18 protein-coding genes are annotated in these 16,200 nt (G+C 57.6%); 5 read left to right on the forward strand and 13 right to left on the reverse strand.

Going from position 1 to position 16,200, the window contains the following annotated elements; translation table 11 throughout:
- Positions 1–228: 228 nt before the first annotated feature.
- From ACJ5NV_RS09570 to ACJ5NV_RS09600, 7 genes are all read right to left on the reverse strand, one after another.
- On the reverse strand, positions 229–1,314 hold the full coding sequence (locus ACJ5NV_RS09570; RefSeq protein WP_411643453.1) for an ABC transporter ATP-binding protein: 1,086 nt from the start codon (positions 1,312–1,314) through the stop codon (positions 229–231).
- Positions 1,311–2,111, reverse strand: a complete 801-nt coding sequence (locus ACJ5NV_RS09575) for an ABC transporter permease (protein ID WP_411643454.1) — start codon at positions 2,109–2,111, stop codon at positions 1,311–1,313. Before ACJ5NV_RS09575 ends, ACJ5NV_RS09570 begins: the two co-directional genes overlap by 4 nt.
- Complete coding sequence (locus ACJ5NV_RS09580; RefSeq protein ID WP_411643455.1) at positions 2,108–2,980, reverse strand: ABC transporter permease; 873 nt, start codon at positions 2,978–2,980, stop codon at positions 2,108–2,110. Before ACJ5NV_RS09580 ends, ACJ5NV_RS09575 begins: the two co-directional genes overlap by 4 nt.
- Before the next feature lie 124 nt (positions 2,981–3,104).
- Positions 3,105–4,367, reverse strand: coding sequence for a hypothetical protein (locus ACJ5NV_RS09585; RefSeq protein ID WP_411643456.1), 1,263 nt, complete (start codon positions 4,365–4,367; stop codon positions 3,105–3,107).
- 306 nt (positions 4,368–4,673) lie between these two features.
- Positions 4,674–5,171 carry a 30S ribosomal protein S9 gene (gene rpsI / locus ACJ5NV_RS09590; protein ID WP_411643457.1) on the reverse strand — a complete coding sequence of 166 codons (498 nt, stop codon included), beginning with the start codon at positions 5,169–5,171 and terminating at the stop codon, positions 4,674–4,676.
- On the reverse strand, positions 5,171–5,632 hold the full coding sequence (rplM, locus tag ACJ5NV_RS09595; protein WP_055292774.1) for a 50S ribosomal protein L13: 462 nt from the start codon (positions 5,630–5,632) through the stop codon (positions 5,171–5,173). The genes rpsI and rplM overlap by 1 nt, the downstream gene beginning before the upstream one ends.
- Positions 5,633–5,780: 148 nt before the next feature.
- Positions 5,781–7,205, reverse strand: coding sequence for an aminotransferase-like domain-containing protein (locus ACJ5NV_RS09600; protein WP_411643458.1), 1,425 nt, complete (start codon positions 7,203–7,205; stop codon positions 5,781–5,783).
- A gap of 86 nt (positions 7,206–7,291) precedes the next feature.
- Here ACJ5NV_RS09600 and ACJ5NV_RS09605 point away from each other — a divergent pair, with 86 nt between their 5' ends.
- Entirely contained in the window at positions 7,292–7,519 is a 228-nt protein-coding gene (locus tag ACJ5NV_RS09605) for a DUF1127 domain-containing protein (RefSeq protein ID WP_411643459.1), read from the forward strand.
- A 48-nt stretch (positions 7,520–7,567) separates the two neighbouring features.
- Here ACJ5NV_RS09605 and ACJ5NV_RS09610 read toward each other — a convergent pair whose 3' ends face one another.
- Positions 7,568–7,987, reverse strand: coding sequence for a PaaI family thioesterase (locus ACJ5NV_RS09610; RefSeq protein ID WP_411643460.1), 420 nt, complete (start codon positions 7,985–7,987; stop codon positions 7,568–7,570).
- Positions 7,988–8,038: 51 nt separating this feature from the next.
- Between ACJ5NV_RS09610 and ACJ5NV_RS09615 the strand changes: the two genes are divergently transcribed.
- A complete protein-coding gene (locus tag ACJ5NV_RS09615; protein WP_411643461.1) occupies positions 8,039–8,821 on the forward strand; it encodes an enoyl-CoA hydratase in 783 nt (260 codons plus the stop codon).
- Here the strand turns inward: ACJ5NV_RS09615 and ACJ5NV_RS09620 are convergent.
- Positions 8,818–10,287, reverse strand: a complete 1,470-nt coding sequence (locus ACJ5NV_RS09620) for a carboxypeptidase M32 (RefSeq protein WP_411643462.1) — start codon at positions 10,285–10,287, stop codon at positions 8,818–8,820. The genes ACJ5NV_RS09615 and ACJ5NV_RS09620 overlap by 4 nt on opposite strands.
- A gap of 4 nt (positions 10,288–10,291) precedes the next feature.
- Positions 10,292–11,425, reverse strand: a complete 1,134-nt coding sequence (ctaA, locus tag ACJ5NV_RS09625) for a heme A synthase (RefSeq protein WP_411643463.1) — start codon at positions 11,423–11,425, stop codon at positions 10,292–10,294.
- Positions 11,426–11,784: 359 nt separating this feature from the next.
- On the opposite strand from ctaA, the gene ACJ5NV_RS09630 reads away from it, so the two are divergent.
- Positions 11,785–12,639, forward strand: a complete 855-nt coding sequence (locus tag ACJ5NV_RS09630; RefSeq protein ID WP_411643464.1) for a formylglycine-generating enzyme family protein — start codon at positions 11,785–11,787, stop codon at positions 12,637–12,639.
- 37 nt (positions 12,640–12,676) lie between these two features.
- Here ACJ5NV_RS09630 and ACJ5NV_RS09635 read toward each other — a convergent pair whose 3' ends face one another.
- Positions 12,677–13,417, reverse strand: a complete 741-nt coding sequence (locus tag ACJ5NV_RS09635) for an RNA methyltransferase (protein ID WP_411643465.1) — start codon at positions 13,415–13,417, stop codon at positions 12,677–12,679.
- 63 nt (positions 13,418–13,480) lie between these two features.
- On the opposite strand from ACJ5NV_RS09635, the gene ACJ5NV_RS09640 reads away from it, so the two are divergent.
- Both ACJ5NV_RS09640 and ACJ5NV_RS09645 read left to right on the forward strand, forming a co-directional pair.
- Entirely contained in the window at positions 13,481–13,813 is a 333-nt protein-coding gene (locus tag ACJ5NV_RS09640) for a TfoX/Sxy family protein (protein ID WP_411643466.1), read from the forward strand.
- Positions 13,814–13,875: 62 nt separating this feature from the next.
- On the forward strand, positions 13,876–14,508 hold the full coding sequence (locus tag ACJ5NV_RS09645) for a thiamine phosphate synthase (RefSeq protein ID WP_411643467.1): 633 nt from the start codon (positions 13,876–13,878) through the stop codon (positions 14,506–14,508).
- Here ACJ5NV_RS09645 and olsA read toward each other — a convergent pair.
- Together olsA and olsB are read right to left on the reverse strand one after the other, a co-directional pair.
- Positions 14,464–15,309, reverse strand: coding sequence for a lyso-ornithine lipid O-acyltransferase (gene olsA / locus ACJ5NV_RS09650; RefSeq protein ID WP_411643468.1), 846 nt, complete (start codon positions 15,307–15,309; stop codon positions 14,464–14,466). The genes ACJ5NV_RS09645 and olsA overlap by 45 nt on opposite strands.
- Positions 15,302–16,078 (reverse strand): L-ornithine N(alpha)-acyltransferase, encoded by a 777-nt coding sequence (gene olsB, locus ACJ5NV_RS09655; RefSeq protein WP_411643469.1) that lies wholly within the window; start codon positions 16,076–16,078, stop codon positions 15,302–15,304. The genes olsA and olsB overlap by 8 nt, the downstream gene beginning before the upstream one ends.
- Positions 16,079–16,200: the final 122 nt, after the last annotated feature.

A 16,200-nucleotide genomic window follows, 5' to 3' on the forward strand; every position in this document is an offset into this window, starting at 1 on the left:
GCTAGCCAATCTCACGCGCGGGATAAAACACAAATGCCCGCAAAAGTAGGCACCCGTTAACATTCGGCACCGCACGGTCCGTTACCCCTGCCAAACGGCAAAAGGGTCATATGCAAGTCCGACGTAAGTCCGACGCGATGCCGAACGCAAATTTCGGTGTTTTTACAACAGTTAACCTATCCTAATACAGGCGACGCTGAACGCCGCACAAAAGCGTTGCCCGTGCGGTCAGTTCAGCAAAACCAAAGACCGGGCATCCCAGACCACTCGTGTCCGCGCACCGACCTCCAGCACCGGGCGACCGATCACGTTTTTCATCGCGATATTCAGCGGCTTTTCGACCCCCGGAACACGCACATCGTAATAGGTCATATCGCCATAATAAACGACCTCATCCACCACGCCATCAATCACAGATTTCGTGGTCGTTTCGCCCGTAAACAGGATACTTAGCATCTCCGGGCGGATACCAACAACGGCCGGACCAACATTCACCGGCTCCGGCGACTGCTCCGCCGCAATCCGCACATCACCAAGACCTGCGACAGTCAGATCAATCTGCGCGCCGCTCGCCTGCACATCCGCCGATAAAAAGTTCATTTTCCCAATAAAATCAGCAACCTTACGATTTCGAGGCCGCTTATAAAGCGTCTCTGAATCCGCCAACTGCCCGATTTCACCCTCAAACATCACCGCGATCCGGTCGGACATGACCAGCGCCTCTTCTTGGTCATGGGTGACCAGAATAAAGGTGATCCCCACATGGCGTTGCAAGCGCATCAGCTCCACCTGCATCTGTTCGCGCATCTTCTTGTCCAGCGCTGAAAGGGGTTCATCAAGAAGCAGAACTTTTGGCTTCAAAATCAACGCTCTGGCAAGCGCCACACGCTGCCGCTGCCCACCGGATAGCGCATGGGCCGCGCGTTTGCCAAAACCGCCCAAGCCAACCATTTCCAGCGCCTCTTCCACAAGCTTGCGCTTTGCCGCCTTGTCCAGATCAGACCGCTTGCGCAGACCGAAGGCGACATTCTCTGCCACGCTCAAATGCGGAAAGATCGCGTAGGACTGAAACACCATATTCGTCGGGCGCAGGTGGGCCGCAACGCCCGCCATATCCTTATCACCAATGGCCACTAAGCCACTGGAAACATCCTCAAATCCGGCAATGGTGCGCAGCAATGTTGTCTTGCCACAGCCGGACGGCCCCAACAGGGAAAAGAACTCACCCTCGCCGATTTCCAGATCAATATCGCGCAAGGCGTGGTAATCGCCGTAGTGTTTGTTAACGCCTTTCAGCGTGATCAAAGGCTTCACAGAAACCCTCCGCTATCTTTCACCCCGGCACGGGCCATTCCGCGGCGGCGCAGGATTTCTGCAATTGTTAACAATAGGATGGACAGGGCCACAAGAATGGTCCCCAGTGCCATGACGACAGGCAGCGATGCAGGAAAGCGCAACAGACCCCAGATATAAACCGGCATCGTCGGGCTGGCCCCCGACAGAAAAAACGCGATGATAAATTCATCCAGACTGATGGTAAAAGCGATCAACATGGATGAAACGATCCCCGGCATGATCAGCGGCAATGTGACAGCACGAAACGCACCAAACCGGGTCTCTCCCAGATCCATCGCCGCCTCTTCCATCGACGGGTCAAGATTCTGAAACGCCCCATTCAGGATCGCAATACAGAACGGCGTGCAGATCAGCACATGCGCAGCGATAATCGTCCAGTTCGACAGGCCCCAGCCAAGCACCTGCACCACGACAATCAACAGCGATACCGCGACGATGATTTCCGGCAGCACAAGGGGCAGCATGATAAATCCCATGATGCCCGCCTTCATCGGAAAGCGATGCATCGCCCCGGCCCGCGCCGCGCAGATCCCCAGCAATGTGGAAAAAAGCGCCGTCATGACCGCGATGAACAGCGAATTGCCCACCGCCGTATGTAGCGCGCGATTGGTTAACAACGCGCTGAACCATTCCGTGGTAAATCCGCTTAACGGAAACGCGATGATCGTGGCGTCATTGAACGCAAAGATCGGCAGCAAAGCGATTGGTGCATAAAGAAAAATCAAATACGCGATGGCATAGGCACGCAATTTCATGACCGACCCCGCAACCAGCGCCGGTTCAGCAAAACAAAAACCAGTGAGATTGCGGTCACGCAAAGCATCGCCACCACCGCCAGCGCCGCACCGAGCGGCGCGTTATTCAATGCCAGAAACTGGGTCTGGATCATGTTCGCAATCAGCTTGCCCCCGGCCCCGCCCATCAGTTCCGGAGTGACATAATCACCGATCGTCGGGATAAAAACGATCAGCACCGCCGCCACAACACCGGGCATGGCCAATGGCAGGGTCACCCGGAAAAAGGTCATAAACCGGCTCTCGCCCAAATCCTGCGCAGCTTCAAGCAGCGACCGGTCAATCTTTTCCAATGCGACAAAGATCGGCAAAATGGCAAAGGGGGCGAATGCGTGCGCCAGCGTGATGATCACCGCATTGACGTTGTACAAAATAAAGGTCAGCGGCGCATCAATCAGACCGACATTGATCAGCCCGGTATTGATCACCCCATTATAACCCAGGATCACCTTCCACAGAAAAACGCGGATCAGGTAAGAGGTCCAAAAAGGGATCGTAATCAGAAACAGCCAAAGCGATTTTCGCTCTGGCCGCACATGAAAAGAGACGAAGTAAGCCATTGGAAATGCAAGTAAAACTGTAACAAGCGTGACGCAGCCCGACACATAAATCGACCGCTTCAAAAGCGCTGCGTAAATCGGTTTCTCGGCAATCTCTTGATAGTTGTTCAGCGTGAATGACATGTCGACAGTCATGAAATCCTGCGTCCAGAAACTGAACATCAGAACCGCACCCAGCGGCACCGCCAGCAGTGCCAGCGCATAGAAAAACGGCGGGCTGATCATCAGCAACCCGCCCCTCGCCTCTGCAGTGAATACTCCCTTCAACATGCTGCGATCTTCGCTAACGGATCGGAAAGTTCAATAACGAAGTCGCGCAAGGTGCATAATTTATGTCACCGTGATGAACTCTTAGGCATTCGCGTTGCCCCACAAGCGACTATGCCAGCCGCCCTTACTCTTTGGGCGGGCAATAGCTTTGCGCCTGAAACGCAATCGGCCACATGAAGTCCAGCGGCACAAACCCATCCCCCAGCGCCAGGGGTGGCTGGCTGGTGTTCGGGTTGGGTGCATTATACTCGGGCGTCAGCGCGCCTGTCGGCACGGTGAAGGGGAAATAGTCTCCGGTGTCGAGGTTGATCGACGCGGTCGCATGACAGGTGTGACAAGATGCATCGAAGGCCCGCCAATAGCGCGGCTGGGCCGTATTCGGCGTCCCTGCAAAATCCTCCATATCCGTATGGCCAAGGATCACCGGCTCCTCTCCGGTTCCGTCAACGGTAAAGCGGATTTGGGTACCGTTGGGTGCATAATTATTGAAGCCGAGCCCGGCAATCCCACCCCACTCAAGCAAGGCATCAATGTCCACCGGGTTGAGCGGCGCGCGTTGCGTGATGAAGTCATCCCGCACATGTTGGACACCGGTATTGTTGTTGAACTCGAAGGTCGTCCAGAACCAGCTTGGCGTTTCAGAATAGAACACCTCGTCGCCCTCGGGCGCCGGTGCCATCTTGGCCATGATGTGCAAGCCCCGAAACCAGTGTTCGCCCGATTCAAAATTAAAGGTCAGCGCCCCCTCTGGCGGGCCGGATGGCGGCACTTTCAGCCAGGATGCTTTCAACTCGATGGAACCGACCGGCAAGTCCACCGCATTCCCCGCCGCAATATACGAGATCACACCCGGGGTGCTATTCAGCCCAGAACCCGTGACGTAGTCATAGCTCAGCTGATTGCGGGTAACTTCTTCATTCGCCGCATCGGGTTCATGCACTGCAACATCACCTGCCAGCACTTTCTTTTCCGTGACCGGCACGATGTATTTGCGGTTATCGGCTGCAGCCTGAAGCGTAAATCCCGCCTCGCCCGACGGTAAAATCACATCGCGGTCCATAAAGGTGAAATTCGGACTGCAGGTGAACGTATCCGCATCCGTGGGCCAGGCCATCCAGACCGGCACGCTGTCGGTGTCAGAGACGCCCGCCTTATCCTCGATCAGCCGATTGACCCGGATGAAGAACAGCCAAGCGAGGAATTCGCGCTGCCGCAACGTGCCGTCAAAGGCCAAATCGGCGCAGTCGGCGGCGAAGGCCGCGTCGGATTTGTTCAACCAGTCATCGGTCATGCAGGCGCGCATCGGGTCTGTCGATTGGGCCGCAGCCGGGATAGCAAGCACCGTTGATAAAAGCGTCAAGGCCGTCAGAAAATGAGGATTTTGCACGATGTCACTCCTGCTCAGTTAAATAAAAATAAGGATCCATCGCATGCGTCAAACGATCCGCAGAATATATTCAGTGCCTAAGCGCTGCGCCGAATAGCGAATGTTGCAGCTTTGGAGTTTGAACGCGTCTTACAGGTTAATCTGTGACAAAAATCACTCTTTGGTCTATTTTTAATACATAAATCAATCTTAGGGTGTCCCGCGACACACAGATACAGGCCACCGAAAAATTATGGCCAGCTCACCTTCTCAAAAACAAAGGGCGGCCCAACCGGACCGCCCTTCTCAGTGCCATGTAGGCTGATCTTAACGCTTCGAGAACTGGAAGCTCCGGCGTGCTTTGCGCTTACCGTATTTTTTCCGCTCAACCACACGGCTGTCGCGTGTCAAGAAGCCCGCAGCTTTCAGGGCACCGCGCAGCGATGGATCATAAAGTTGCAGCGCCTTAGACACACCGTGCTTGACCGCGCCGGCTTGACCGGACAGGCCGCCGCCTTTGACGGTCGCGACGACGTCGAACTGACCTGTGACACCGGCAACCGAGAATGGCTGCGCGAGGATCATTTGCAGCACGGGGCGTGCAAAATAGGTGTTCATGTCCTTGCCGTTGACGGTCACTTTGCCGGAACCTGGCTTGATCCAGACGCGGGCAACCGCGTCTTTACGTTTGCCGGTGGCATAAGAGCGTCCCAACTCATCGCGGACAGGCTCGCGGGGGGCGGCCGTTTCCACGACAGCTTCGACGGTTTCAACGCCTTCAGCGACTTGGCCCAGCTCTTCGAGCGAATTGACTTGATCAGCCATTATGCAGTCCTCGTGTTCTTTTTGTTCATGGATTTTACATCCAGAACTTCGGGCTTCTGGGCTTCCATGCCGTGCTCTGCACCTGCAAAGACACGCAGATGGGTCATCTGCTGGCGGGACAGCTTGCCACCTGGCAGCATGCGCTGAACGGCTTTCATGATAACGCGCTCAGGATGCGCACCTTCAAGGATCTCAGCCTTGGTCTTGGACTTGATCCCGCCGGGGTGACCGGTGTGCCAGTAGTATTTTTCATCACGCTTGTTACCAGTCATCTGGATTTTCTCAGCGTTGATGACAATCACGTTGTCGCCCATATCCATGTGCGGCGTGAAGGACGGCTTGTGCTTGCCGCGCAAGCGCATTGCGATGATCGATGCAAGACGACCCAGAACAACGCCCTCGGCGTCGATCAGGATCCATTTCTTGTCGATATCCGCAGGTGTCGCGGTAAAGGTTTTCATGTCTCACCAATATCGTTGGGGTGGCACGCGGCCACTGTCATTCGGATTGCGCCGTTATAGAGGGGTGCAATTTGCAGTCAAGCGGCATGTGTTCTGATAAAATGTTTAAAAACAAGATGTTAAAAAATAGGTATTATTTTACCCCAAATTACAGCGCCAACCTTTCTGTCGGGTTTTCAAGCAAGACGGTCAATCGTTCGATTGCCTCGACAAAACTGTCATGCGGGATCAGCCCGTTGACGGCAATTCGGATCGCGTGGACGGCTCGCCCGTCACGCAGTGAAAAATCCTCGGCCGATTTGATCAGCACGCCAGAGCTTTCGGCTGCCTGACAAAATTCCCCGGCCCGCCAGCCTCTGGGCAGTTCCAACCACATAAAGGGCACGCTATCCGCATAGCGCAGTTTGTGGCCGTCCAATATCCGCGCCGCAGCGCTAACATCGGCATTGATCCGGGACTTGGTATGGTTGATCACCGCATCAATCTGCCCATGCTGCATCATCCCTGCATACAGGTCCGTCACGATCCGGGTAACGCCGAAAGAACTGAAGGTTGCCGTGCGCATCAGGGCGGCGGTCCAGCCCTCTGGCGCGACTGCAAATCCGATCCGCAGCGCCGCAGTGATGGATTTTGACGGCGATGTCAGATACCAGCCCAAATCCGGCAGCAGGGCGCGATAACTGGGGCCTACACGCTTTGTATTCATCAGACGGTAACAATCGTCGTCAATCACATGGACATTGTACCTTTTTGCGACCGCGGCGATTTCAACACGTCGCGCGGCAGTAGTCTGGATTGCTGTGGGGTTACTGACCTCGGCAGAGGTACAAAAGACCTGAATATCATAGTCCCGGATGGCGGCCTCTAGCGCGGATACCACCGGCCCCGCGTCATCCCAGGGGATTCCGACCACCTCTGCCCGGCAAAGAACAGCAGCGGAGCGGAAGCCACCATAGCTCAGCTCATCCACAGCGATCACCGGTGCCGGCCCCTGCAGGACGCTTTGCAGGATCATCAGGATCGCGCTTTGCCCGCCGTGGGATGTGACGATATCATCAAGGGTGAATGCACCGATCTGTTCTGCGTCCAACCGCGCCGCAAAGGCCTGCCGTGCGGGCAGATCAGTGTCGCGGGTTGGATAGCGCAGTAACATATCGGGCGCGACAGCATCGGCCAAATCATGCAGCACCTCGCGCATGATGGCCCCCTGCCCCACATCCGGCATTTTCGGGCTAAGCAGATGCGCCTGGCCGTCGCGCTCTAACACCGGATCAAAGAACGACGTGGTCGTGGGTAAGCTGCGGACAGGAACGGGCTTTTGTGCCGCGACAAAGGTGCCGCGCCCCACACCAGCGGTCAGATGCCCCTCTTCAATCAGCACACGGTAAGCGCGCGCCACGGTGCCCGGCGTCACGCCGATCTGATAGGCCAGATCGCGGACCGGGGGCAGCTTGTAACCTTCGGACAGATCGCCGGATGCGATGCGCGCGCGGATCGTGCGGGCAAGCGTTTCATATTTGGACCGCCCGTTTTGTTTCTCATCGGGTTGCCATATTGTATCAGGTACAATCATTTACTAGACCATCATGCATTTCAAATTGTATCCATTGTATGTCGCAATAAGCGACATTGTGTCAACACAATAGAAGGAGTTGTCCCATGTCACACGCGCTCCACCCTGCGCAAATTGCCGCTTTGAACAGTCAGACCCGCCTGCCCGTGCTGGCCGCTGTCGCTGTAGGTTTCGCTGTTGCCGTGGTTAAATGGGACACCCGCCGAAAAACCCGCCTGACCCTCGCGCATCTTACGGATTATCAGTTGAAAGACATTGGTCTGGATCGGCTTTCTGCGCATGCAGAAGCGTCCAAACCTTTCTGGCAGGGCTGACATCCTGCCTATCTTCCTGACTGGGCCGGTGAATTGCCGGCCCATTTTTTATCTCGGCGGTATCGAATAGGTTAATGACGCGCGGGCGACCGGCGCGGGGCTTCCTTCGCTGAACATCAGCACATCCCCCACCGCCAGAACGCGCCCCAGCTTCAGCAGCTTTGCTTCACAGATCATATCCGTATCGGCAGCCGGTTTGCGCATAAAGTCGATGGAACAATTCGTCGTCACCGCCAGCGCCACAGGCCCCAAGCGTGACAGGATCGCGAAATACATCCCCACGTCGGCCAGTGCGAACATGGTCGGCCCTGACACTGTGCCGCCGGGGCGCAAATGCTGCTCGGACACTTTCAGCCGAACCGTCACGCCATCTGCGGTCAGCGCTTCGACTTTGAAATCACTGCCGATCTGCGGGAATTGCGTGGCAATGAAATCTTCCAGTGCGGGAATGTCCATCTTCAGTTCCAAATCGCGCCTCCCTGTCTTACGCTCCGTTCAAATCAGCACGGGGGGCTTTGAATGACAATCCTGATCAGAGAAGACGCTGCGTCTGTTGCAACGCTGACGATGAACGCGCCTGAGCGGCTGAATGCCCTGTCGGATGCGATGCTGGCGGCGCTACAGCAGGCTTTTGACACGATCGCCAACGATCCCGAAATCCGGGTTATCATCTTGCGCGGCAATGGAAAGGCGTTCTGCGCGGGCCATGATCTGAAGGAAATGCAGGCCGGACGGCAGGCAAACGATGGCGGTGCGGCCTATTTTAAGGATTTGTTTGATCGCTGTTCTGCCCTGATGCAGCGCATCCAGTCCCTGCCCCAGCCAGTTATCGCGCAGGTTCACGGGATCGCCACCGCTGCGGGCTGCCAGTTGGTTGCCACCTGCGATATGGCCGTGGCCGCTGATGAAACCCGGTTCGGGGTGAACGGTGTGAATATCGGCCTGTTTTGCTCCACCCCGATGGTCGCCCTGTCCCGCAATATCGGGCGAAAAGCCGCGTTTGAGATGCTGACCACAGGGCGCTTTGCGAATGCGCGTGAAGCGCAGGAAATGGGGCTGATCAATTGGGCGGTCCATGCCGATGCGCTGGAACGCGAAACGATGCAATTGGCCGCGACAGTGGCCTCAAAACTGCCCGCGGCGGTGAAGGTCGGGAAAGAGGCATTTTACCAACAGGCACAGATGTCTGTGGCCGACGCCTACCGCTTCACCGGTGACGTGATGGTCCACAATATGCTGGACCGTGACACTGATGAGGGCGTCACGGCCTTTCTGGAAAAACGCACCCCAGACTGGTCTTAAAGCCCATAAATCCCGCCGAACTTTTGTTCCAGATAGCTGAGCAGCGGCGCTTCGTTGGGGGCCTGACCTGCGGCATGGGTGATGGTTTCAACAGGGGTGCGTAGCGCACCATACTGTTGCAGGTTTTCCCGCAGCCAACCCGTGGCCCGCAATGTGTCGCCGCGCGCCAGATCATCATCCAGATCCGGGATCGCCGCCCGCAGCGCCTCATGCAGACAGCCTGCATAAACGTTGCCAAGCGTATAGGTCGGGAAGTAGCCAAATAGCCCTTCGGACCAGTGCACATCCTGCAAAAGCCCGTTGGACGGCTTGTCTACCGCATAGCCGAAATCGGCCTTGAACCGATCATTCCAAGCGGCCTCCAGGTCGTTGACGGCAAGGTCGCCCGCCATCAACGCCCGTTCCACATCAAAGCGCAGAAGGACATGCAGGTTATATTGGACCTCGTCCGCCTCAGTCCGGATACAACCGTCGCTGACGCGGTTCACCGTGGCATAGAACGCATCCGCGTCCGGGATGCCGAAATCGCCAAAGGCATCCCGCATCTCAGTATAGAGCCAGCCGGTAAACGCCCGGCTGCGGCCCAGCTGGTTTTCATAAATCCTGCTTTGGCTTTCATGCACACCCATCGACACGCCGCGCCCAACCGGGGTCAAAAGATGTTTGTCATCAATACCTTGCTCATAAGCCGCATGGCCAACTTCGTGAATGGTGGAATAGAAACAGTTGAACGGATCAATCGGGTTGGTCCGCGTCGTGATCCGCACGTCAAGACCTGAACCCGACGAAAACGGATGCACGGCCTTATCCATCCGCCCGGTGGTCAGATCATATCCGAAAGCCGTGGCCAGCTTTGTCGAAAGCGCAAGCTGGATGGCTTCGTCAAAAGATCCGGTCAGCGCGGCAGGCGCAGGCCGGTCAAGGATCGCGGCACGCAGGTCGACCAGCCGGGGCCGCAGCGCGTTGAACATTGCTGACAGGCTGGCCCCTGTCGCGCCGGGTTCGTAATCATCCAGCAGCGCATCATAGGGATCGGCATCACCTGCAATCGCGGCGGCCTCTTCTTTGCGCAGGTCCACAACCTGTTGTAATATTGGCAGAAACGCCGCCACGTCTTCTTCTGCCCGTGATCGGGCCCAGATGCGATGGGCCAGCGATGTGGTCTTGGCCAGTTCCGCCGCCAGACGTGCGGGAACCTTGGCGGTACGCGCAAAGCTGCGCTTGATTTCACGTAGGTTGGCGGCTGCGATTTCATCCGTCGCTTCGGCTTTTTCCAACCAGTCGCCGATGCGCGGGTCAATCCGGCGAGCGTGCAGGATATGGGCCATTGCGGCATGCTCTTCAGCACGTTGTGCGGTCGCCCCTTCGGGCATCATCGCTTCCTGATCCCAGCCAAGGCGGCCCGCGACCTGCGCCAATGCCTCTGTCTCACGTTGGAAACTCATAAGATCTTGATATGCATTCATTTAATTAGCCTCTAACAGATTGTGAAATAGGATATTGCGCCAAAAACCGACCGCGCAGGATCATCGCCCACAGCATTACTGCCCCAAACTGGTGCAGGATCGCAACCTGCCATGGCGCCGAATAAATCACCGTGACGATGCCAAGGATGACCTGCACCAGCATCATCGCCATCATCATGTTGAACCCCGCCTGTGTCCGCCGATAGGCCGATTTGCGTGCCTTCAGCCAGACGAAAATACCGAATGCAAACAATAGGTAACCGGCCATTCTGTGCATGAATTGCACCAGTCCGGCATCTTCAAAAAAGTTTCGCCAAAGCGGCACAAGATCGAAAGGCTGCGGCGGTAGAAACCCACCGGCCATCAAGGGCCAATCAGGGTAAGCGCGGCCTGCGTCAATCCCTGCGACCAGCGCACCCAGCAGGATTTGAACAAACGCAAAGCCCGCCAACACATTGGAAAGGCGTATTAATCCGGGGTTGGCATCGCGACGGGCCTGCAACAGCTCTGCCTGGGTCCGCCCCAACCGGTAAAGATACCACGCGATAAACCCAAGGATCACAAAGGCCAGCCCAAGGTGGATTGCCAGACGATAGGAGGCCACATCAAGCATCCCATCCTCTAGCCCCGAAGAGACCATCCACCAGCCGATAGCCCCTTGTAGCCCACCCAATACGCCAATGAAAACCAGCCGCCCGGTCCAGCCATTAGGGATCTTTTTCGTGACCAGAAAACCAAGAAAGCCAACAGCCCAGACCAGCCCGATCACCCGGCCCAACTGCCGATGTCCCCATTCCCACCAATAGATATATTGGAACTCTGATAGGGTCATCCCTTTGTTCTGCAATTGATATTCCGGGATGGTGCGATATTTGTCGAACTCGGTTTCCCATGCGCCCGCCGACATGGGTGGCAACGCCCCTGTGACTGGTTTCCATTCGGTGATCGACAGCCCGCTATCGGTCAAACGGGTCAGTCCACCTACGGCAATCATGACGACAACCAGTGCGAAAAGCAGCATCAGCCAGCCCCGGATCAGCCCGCGCGCGCCCTGCCCGCCGCGGTCGATGCCGCCGGGGGCTGCGGCTTGTTTCGGGCTATCGCCCACCTCTTCAAAAATACTGCGCTTTTCGGGCATTTGCGGCTCCTTTTGGCTAGGGCGGAACCTAGGGCGGCACCGGGGCGGCTGCAAGCGTCAGGATGCCGCGAGGGGGCCGAAAATTGTGATCGGAAAACTATCGGACTTACATCGGACCAAGGCAGACGCTGGATTAACCAGATATTCAGACATGCGTGTTGTGCCGCGACCCTACGTGCCCCATAGTCCGGGGCAACGAAGCCATGCCAAAGGGTGCCATGTTCCATCTGATCACCGCCGCATGCCTTCTCATGCTTCCGCTCACCGCAAGCGCCGAGGATACGCTCCGCCACATGCTGCTCAGGGGGCAAACGGTGACACCGCTTGACCGGTTTCGCGAATGCGATCACTGCCCCGAAATGATCGTGATGCCGCTCGGGTCTTTCATGATGGGCGCAATTCCGGGGGAGTCGCGGAACCCTTTTGACATTTACGGAGAAAACGCCACGAGAGGCGTTCGGGACGTTAATGAGGTCAACATTATACCGAACGAGCACCCGCGTCACAGTGTTGAAATTGACATACCGTTTGCGATTGGGCGCAACGAGATAACCCATGCGGAGTGGATGCATTGTGTCGCTGATGGCGGATGCTCACATAATCCAGATCATCGCGCTCTAAGGCCCGACGGCTACGTGGCTCTCGGACCAACGCACCCGGTCGTTGATGTTTCCTACGTTGATGCGCTTGAATATGCGGCATGGCTGAACAGCCTCGTGGGTGCCGATGTCTATCGCCTGCCGACGGAAACGGAGTGGGAATATGCCGCCCGTGCCGGGACCGCGACGCGATTTGCACAAGGCGATGAATTGACGCCAGATCAGGCTAATTTCTCGCGTGCCTCGACCGAACATTTACGACAGCGTCAAAGACCCGAAGGCATGGCTGAGCTTGTGAACAGATGGCAGCCTGTGCCCGTCGATGAGCTTGATGCAGCAAATGCCTGGGGGGTGCGTCATATGTCCGGCAATGTTTCGGAGCACACGCAATCATGCTGGTCAGCTCAGCATCTTTCAGTGTCGCGCAGCAGCGCATACTTGGCAATCAGCAAGCCCTATCAGGAATGCGGGAAAACAGTCGCAAAAGGCGGCGCATACACAACCGCAATGGATGGGTTGCGACCTGCAAGACGAATTTCACCGGTTGAAGGGTATCGGCGATCCTTCCTTGGCTTTCGCCTTGTCCGCGTACTGACGCCAGCCGCCCCGTCCTGACCCACGATCCAGCCCGTAAGGTGGATCATGATCCACCTTACCCCCGTTCTTTCCAGCGCACCATCTGCCGCATGACCCCGTGCAGCATCTGCACGTCTGCCCGCGTCAGCGGCATCCGTGACCAGAGGTTGCGCAGGTTAAGCTTCATATTGGCGGCCTTATGCTCGGGATAGAAAAAACCGGCCTCTTCCATCCGCTCTTCATAGTGCTGGGACAATTTTTCGATCTCGATCTGTTCGGCCCAGTCGCCCACCGCATCCACGCGGGAAGACTCTGTCGGCACCGCCTCGCGCCGCCATTCATAGCCCAAAAGCAGCACACATTGCGCAAGGTTGAGCGAGGGGAAATCGGGGTTCACCGGGACAGAGATGATCGCGTTAGCCCGCGCGATATCGTCATTTTCCATACCTGCCCGTTCTGGCCCGAACATCACGGCGACCTTTTCGCCCGCAGCGATCCGGGCGCGCACGTCTTTCATTGCGGCCTCTGGCGTGAAAACCGGCTTGGTCAGATCGCGCGGTCGGGCGGTGGTGGCATAAACAAAGCTGCAATCGCTGATCGCGCCTGCGGTGTCGTCGCTTAGCTGCGCCTCATCCAGCAGTCGCCCCGCGCCGCTGGCCATCGCCACGGCTTTTTGATTGGGCCAGCCATCCCGTGGTGCCACGATCCGCATCCGGTCCAGCCCGAAATTCCACATCGCCCGCGCGGCGGCACCGATGTTTTCACCCATCTGGGGCCGGATCAGGACAATGGTGGGCTGCGGATTGGACTGTGGCATGCGGCTTCCTTTGTGAACGCGGCGCGTGATACGCTGCGCCTGACCACAAGGCAAGGAGCCGTCATGGCATATGATGAAGGGCACGCAGAACTGATGCGCGCTGAATTGGCCGATGTGCCGGGGATCAGCGAAAAGAAGATGTTTGGTGGGCTTTGCTTTCTGCACCACGGCCACATGGTCTGCGGTGTGCACGCCCGGGGCGGCATGGCTCGTGTGGGTAAAGCTGCTGAGCCCGAGGCGTTACAGATCGCCGGGATCAGCCCCTTGTCCTTTACCGGGCGCAAGATGGGCGGGATGGTCGATGTGTCAGAGGATGTTCTGGCGGATGACGCCCGCCGCGCACAGATTGTGCGGATGGCGCTGGCCTATGCGTCCTCTTTACCGCCGAAGCCATAGCCAAGCGCCGCAAACCCCGCTAAAACGCGCCGAACCGCCACCATAATACCGGAACGCCCAAAATGTCGGACGCCCAAGACGCCCCGCAGATTTATCTGATCACGCCGCCAGAATTCGACCTGTCCAGCTATCCCGATCAGCTGGCCCGCTGTCTGGATCAGGTGCCGGTCGCCTGTGTGCGCTTGGCCTTGGGCACCAAGGATGATGCCCGTATCGCCAAGGCCGCCGATGCCCTGCGCGAGGTAACCCATGCCCGCGATGTGGCGCTGGTGATCGACAGCCATATGTTGATGGTTGAACGTTTGGGGCTGGACGGTGTGCATCTGCAAGATGGCTCCCGCTCAGTCGCCAAGGTCCGCAAGGCGCTGGGGCCGGATGCGATTGTTGGCAGTTTCTGCGCCAATTCCCGCCATGATGGCATGACGGCGGGTGAGCAAAGCGCGGATTATGTCAGTTTTGGCCCGGTCGGTGTGACCCCCTTGGGCGATGGCCGTCAGGCAGAGCTGGAGCTGTTCGAATGGTGGTCCATGATGATCGAGGTGCCAGTGGTGGCCGAAGGTGCGCTATCGGTCGATCTGATCCGCAAATTGGCCCCGCATAGCGATTTCTTTGGTATCGGAGATGAGATTTGGGCCACGGATGATCCGGTTTCAGCGCTGGGCAGCCTGCATCAGGCCATGCTTGGCCAGGCCTGAGCGTACCGCCTCTTCCATTGCTTTTGCCAATGCCTTGCGATTGGCGAAATCGGTGATCCTGACCGGGTCGTGATAGATCACCGTGACCCCGCCCTGACGGGGGGCTGCGAAGATTCCCAGCAGGTTAGGCGCGAATTCCATATCACCCCACCAGCCGTAAAACCGCGGGTCGGCCCCTGCGGGCGCGTGATAGCAGACGCTGACCGCCTGCACGTGCAAATCAGCGGCCAAGGTTTCGTCAAAGAAGGCGGCAAAAAGCGTTGGCTTGAAAGGCAGCACCCGCTGCCCGTCGGTGGAGGTCCCTTCGGGAAAGAACAAAAGCTTGTGCCCTGCCGCCAGCCTTTCGCGGAACAGCGCGATCTGCGCTTTTGCGTCCCTTCGCTGTCGTTCGATAAAGACCGTACCTGTGGCGCGCGCCAGCCAGCCGATGCCGGGCCATGTTGCCACCTCTGCCTTTGAGACGAAATAGATCCGCTTGCGCAGGTTCAGCGCAAAGATGTCCAGCCAAGATGCGTGATTGGCGACCACGGCCCCGGCCCCGCGCATGGGTCGGCCAATACTGCGGTGCCGCATCCCCAGCAAAAGAAAAAACCCCCGGCAAACGAATTGGGTGATAAAGGGCGTGATCGGTCGTTGCAGCCCATAAAACGGCCGCTCGACCAGTCGCACAAGCAAAAGTACCGCCAGCCCGCCAAAGACCAGACCCGCGATGGGAACCCCCCGCAGCGCCACCCGCGCCCAACCCACGCGCGTAATCACTGGCGGGGCGGGTTCTTCGGTGCCGTACCAAATTTCAGCCATTGTCCGCACCCCGCGCGTAAATGCTGCGTTGCAGGGCGCTGATCGCGTCAGTGGTCAGGATCAGGCAGATATCAGTCGTGTTGAAAGCAGTGTCGATATAAGCGCCTTCACCCACCACAGCCCCTAACCGCAGATAGGCTTTGATCAGCGCGGGGGTGTCCCGCATGGCGGCCACCCGGTCGATTTGGTCAGGCGGGATCAGGTTCATTGCATGAGCGCCGGTTTTTTTGGCCTGCACCCGCAAATGCGCCGGGGCCAGATGCCGGTCGTGCATCAGGCTCAGCGGTCCAGCCATCGCCTGTACATCCGTCCCATGAAAGGAGGCCACGCCGAAGATCAGCCCGATGTCATGGGCTTTGACATAATCCGCGAGTGCACCCCAAAGATGCATCATTGCGGTGCCGCCCCGATACGCCGGATGCAGGCAGGACCGCCCCAGTTCAAGCAGCTTGTGATCGGTTTCACGCAAGCGCTGCAGGTCATATTCCGCCTCGCAATAGAACCCGCCGGCCTGCCGGGCGGTGTCTTCGGTCATTAACCGATAAGTGCCCACCACCTGATCACCGGGATCGCGGTGCATATCACGCAGCAACAGATGGCTGGCATGCGGGTCAAAATCATCGACTTCGCAGCCTTGCGCGTGGTTAACCAGCGGGCCACTCCCGCCCAATTCACGCACGAAAACATCATAACGCAAGCGTTGCGCCGCGCGCAGATCGGCAGCCGTTTCGGCCATGGTGACCGTAAAAGCAGGACTGTGACGGTGCATGGGCAAAACGGACCTTTTGGCGCTGCGTGGCTTTCTAGGCAGCCGGTAACCTTTTGGCAACCAATTGCCGTTTACCAATTTAGAATGCCAATTGACACGGCGACACTTACAACTACCTTCGG

It is taken from the genome of Loktanella agnita (genome assembly GCF_046640325.1).
GTDB classification, from domain to species: Bacteria; Pseudomonadota; Alphaproteobacteria; order Rhodobacterales; family Rhodobacteraceae; genus Yoonia; species Yoonia agnita.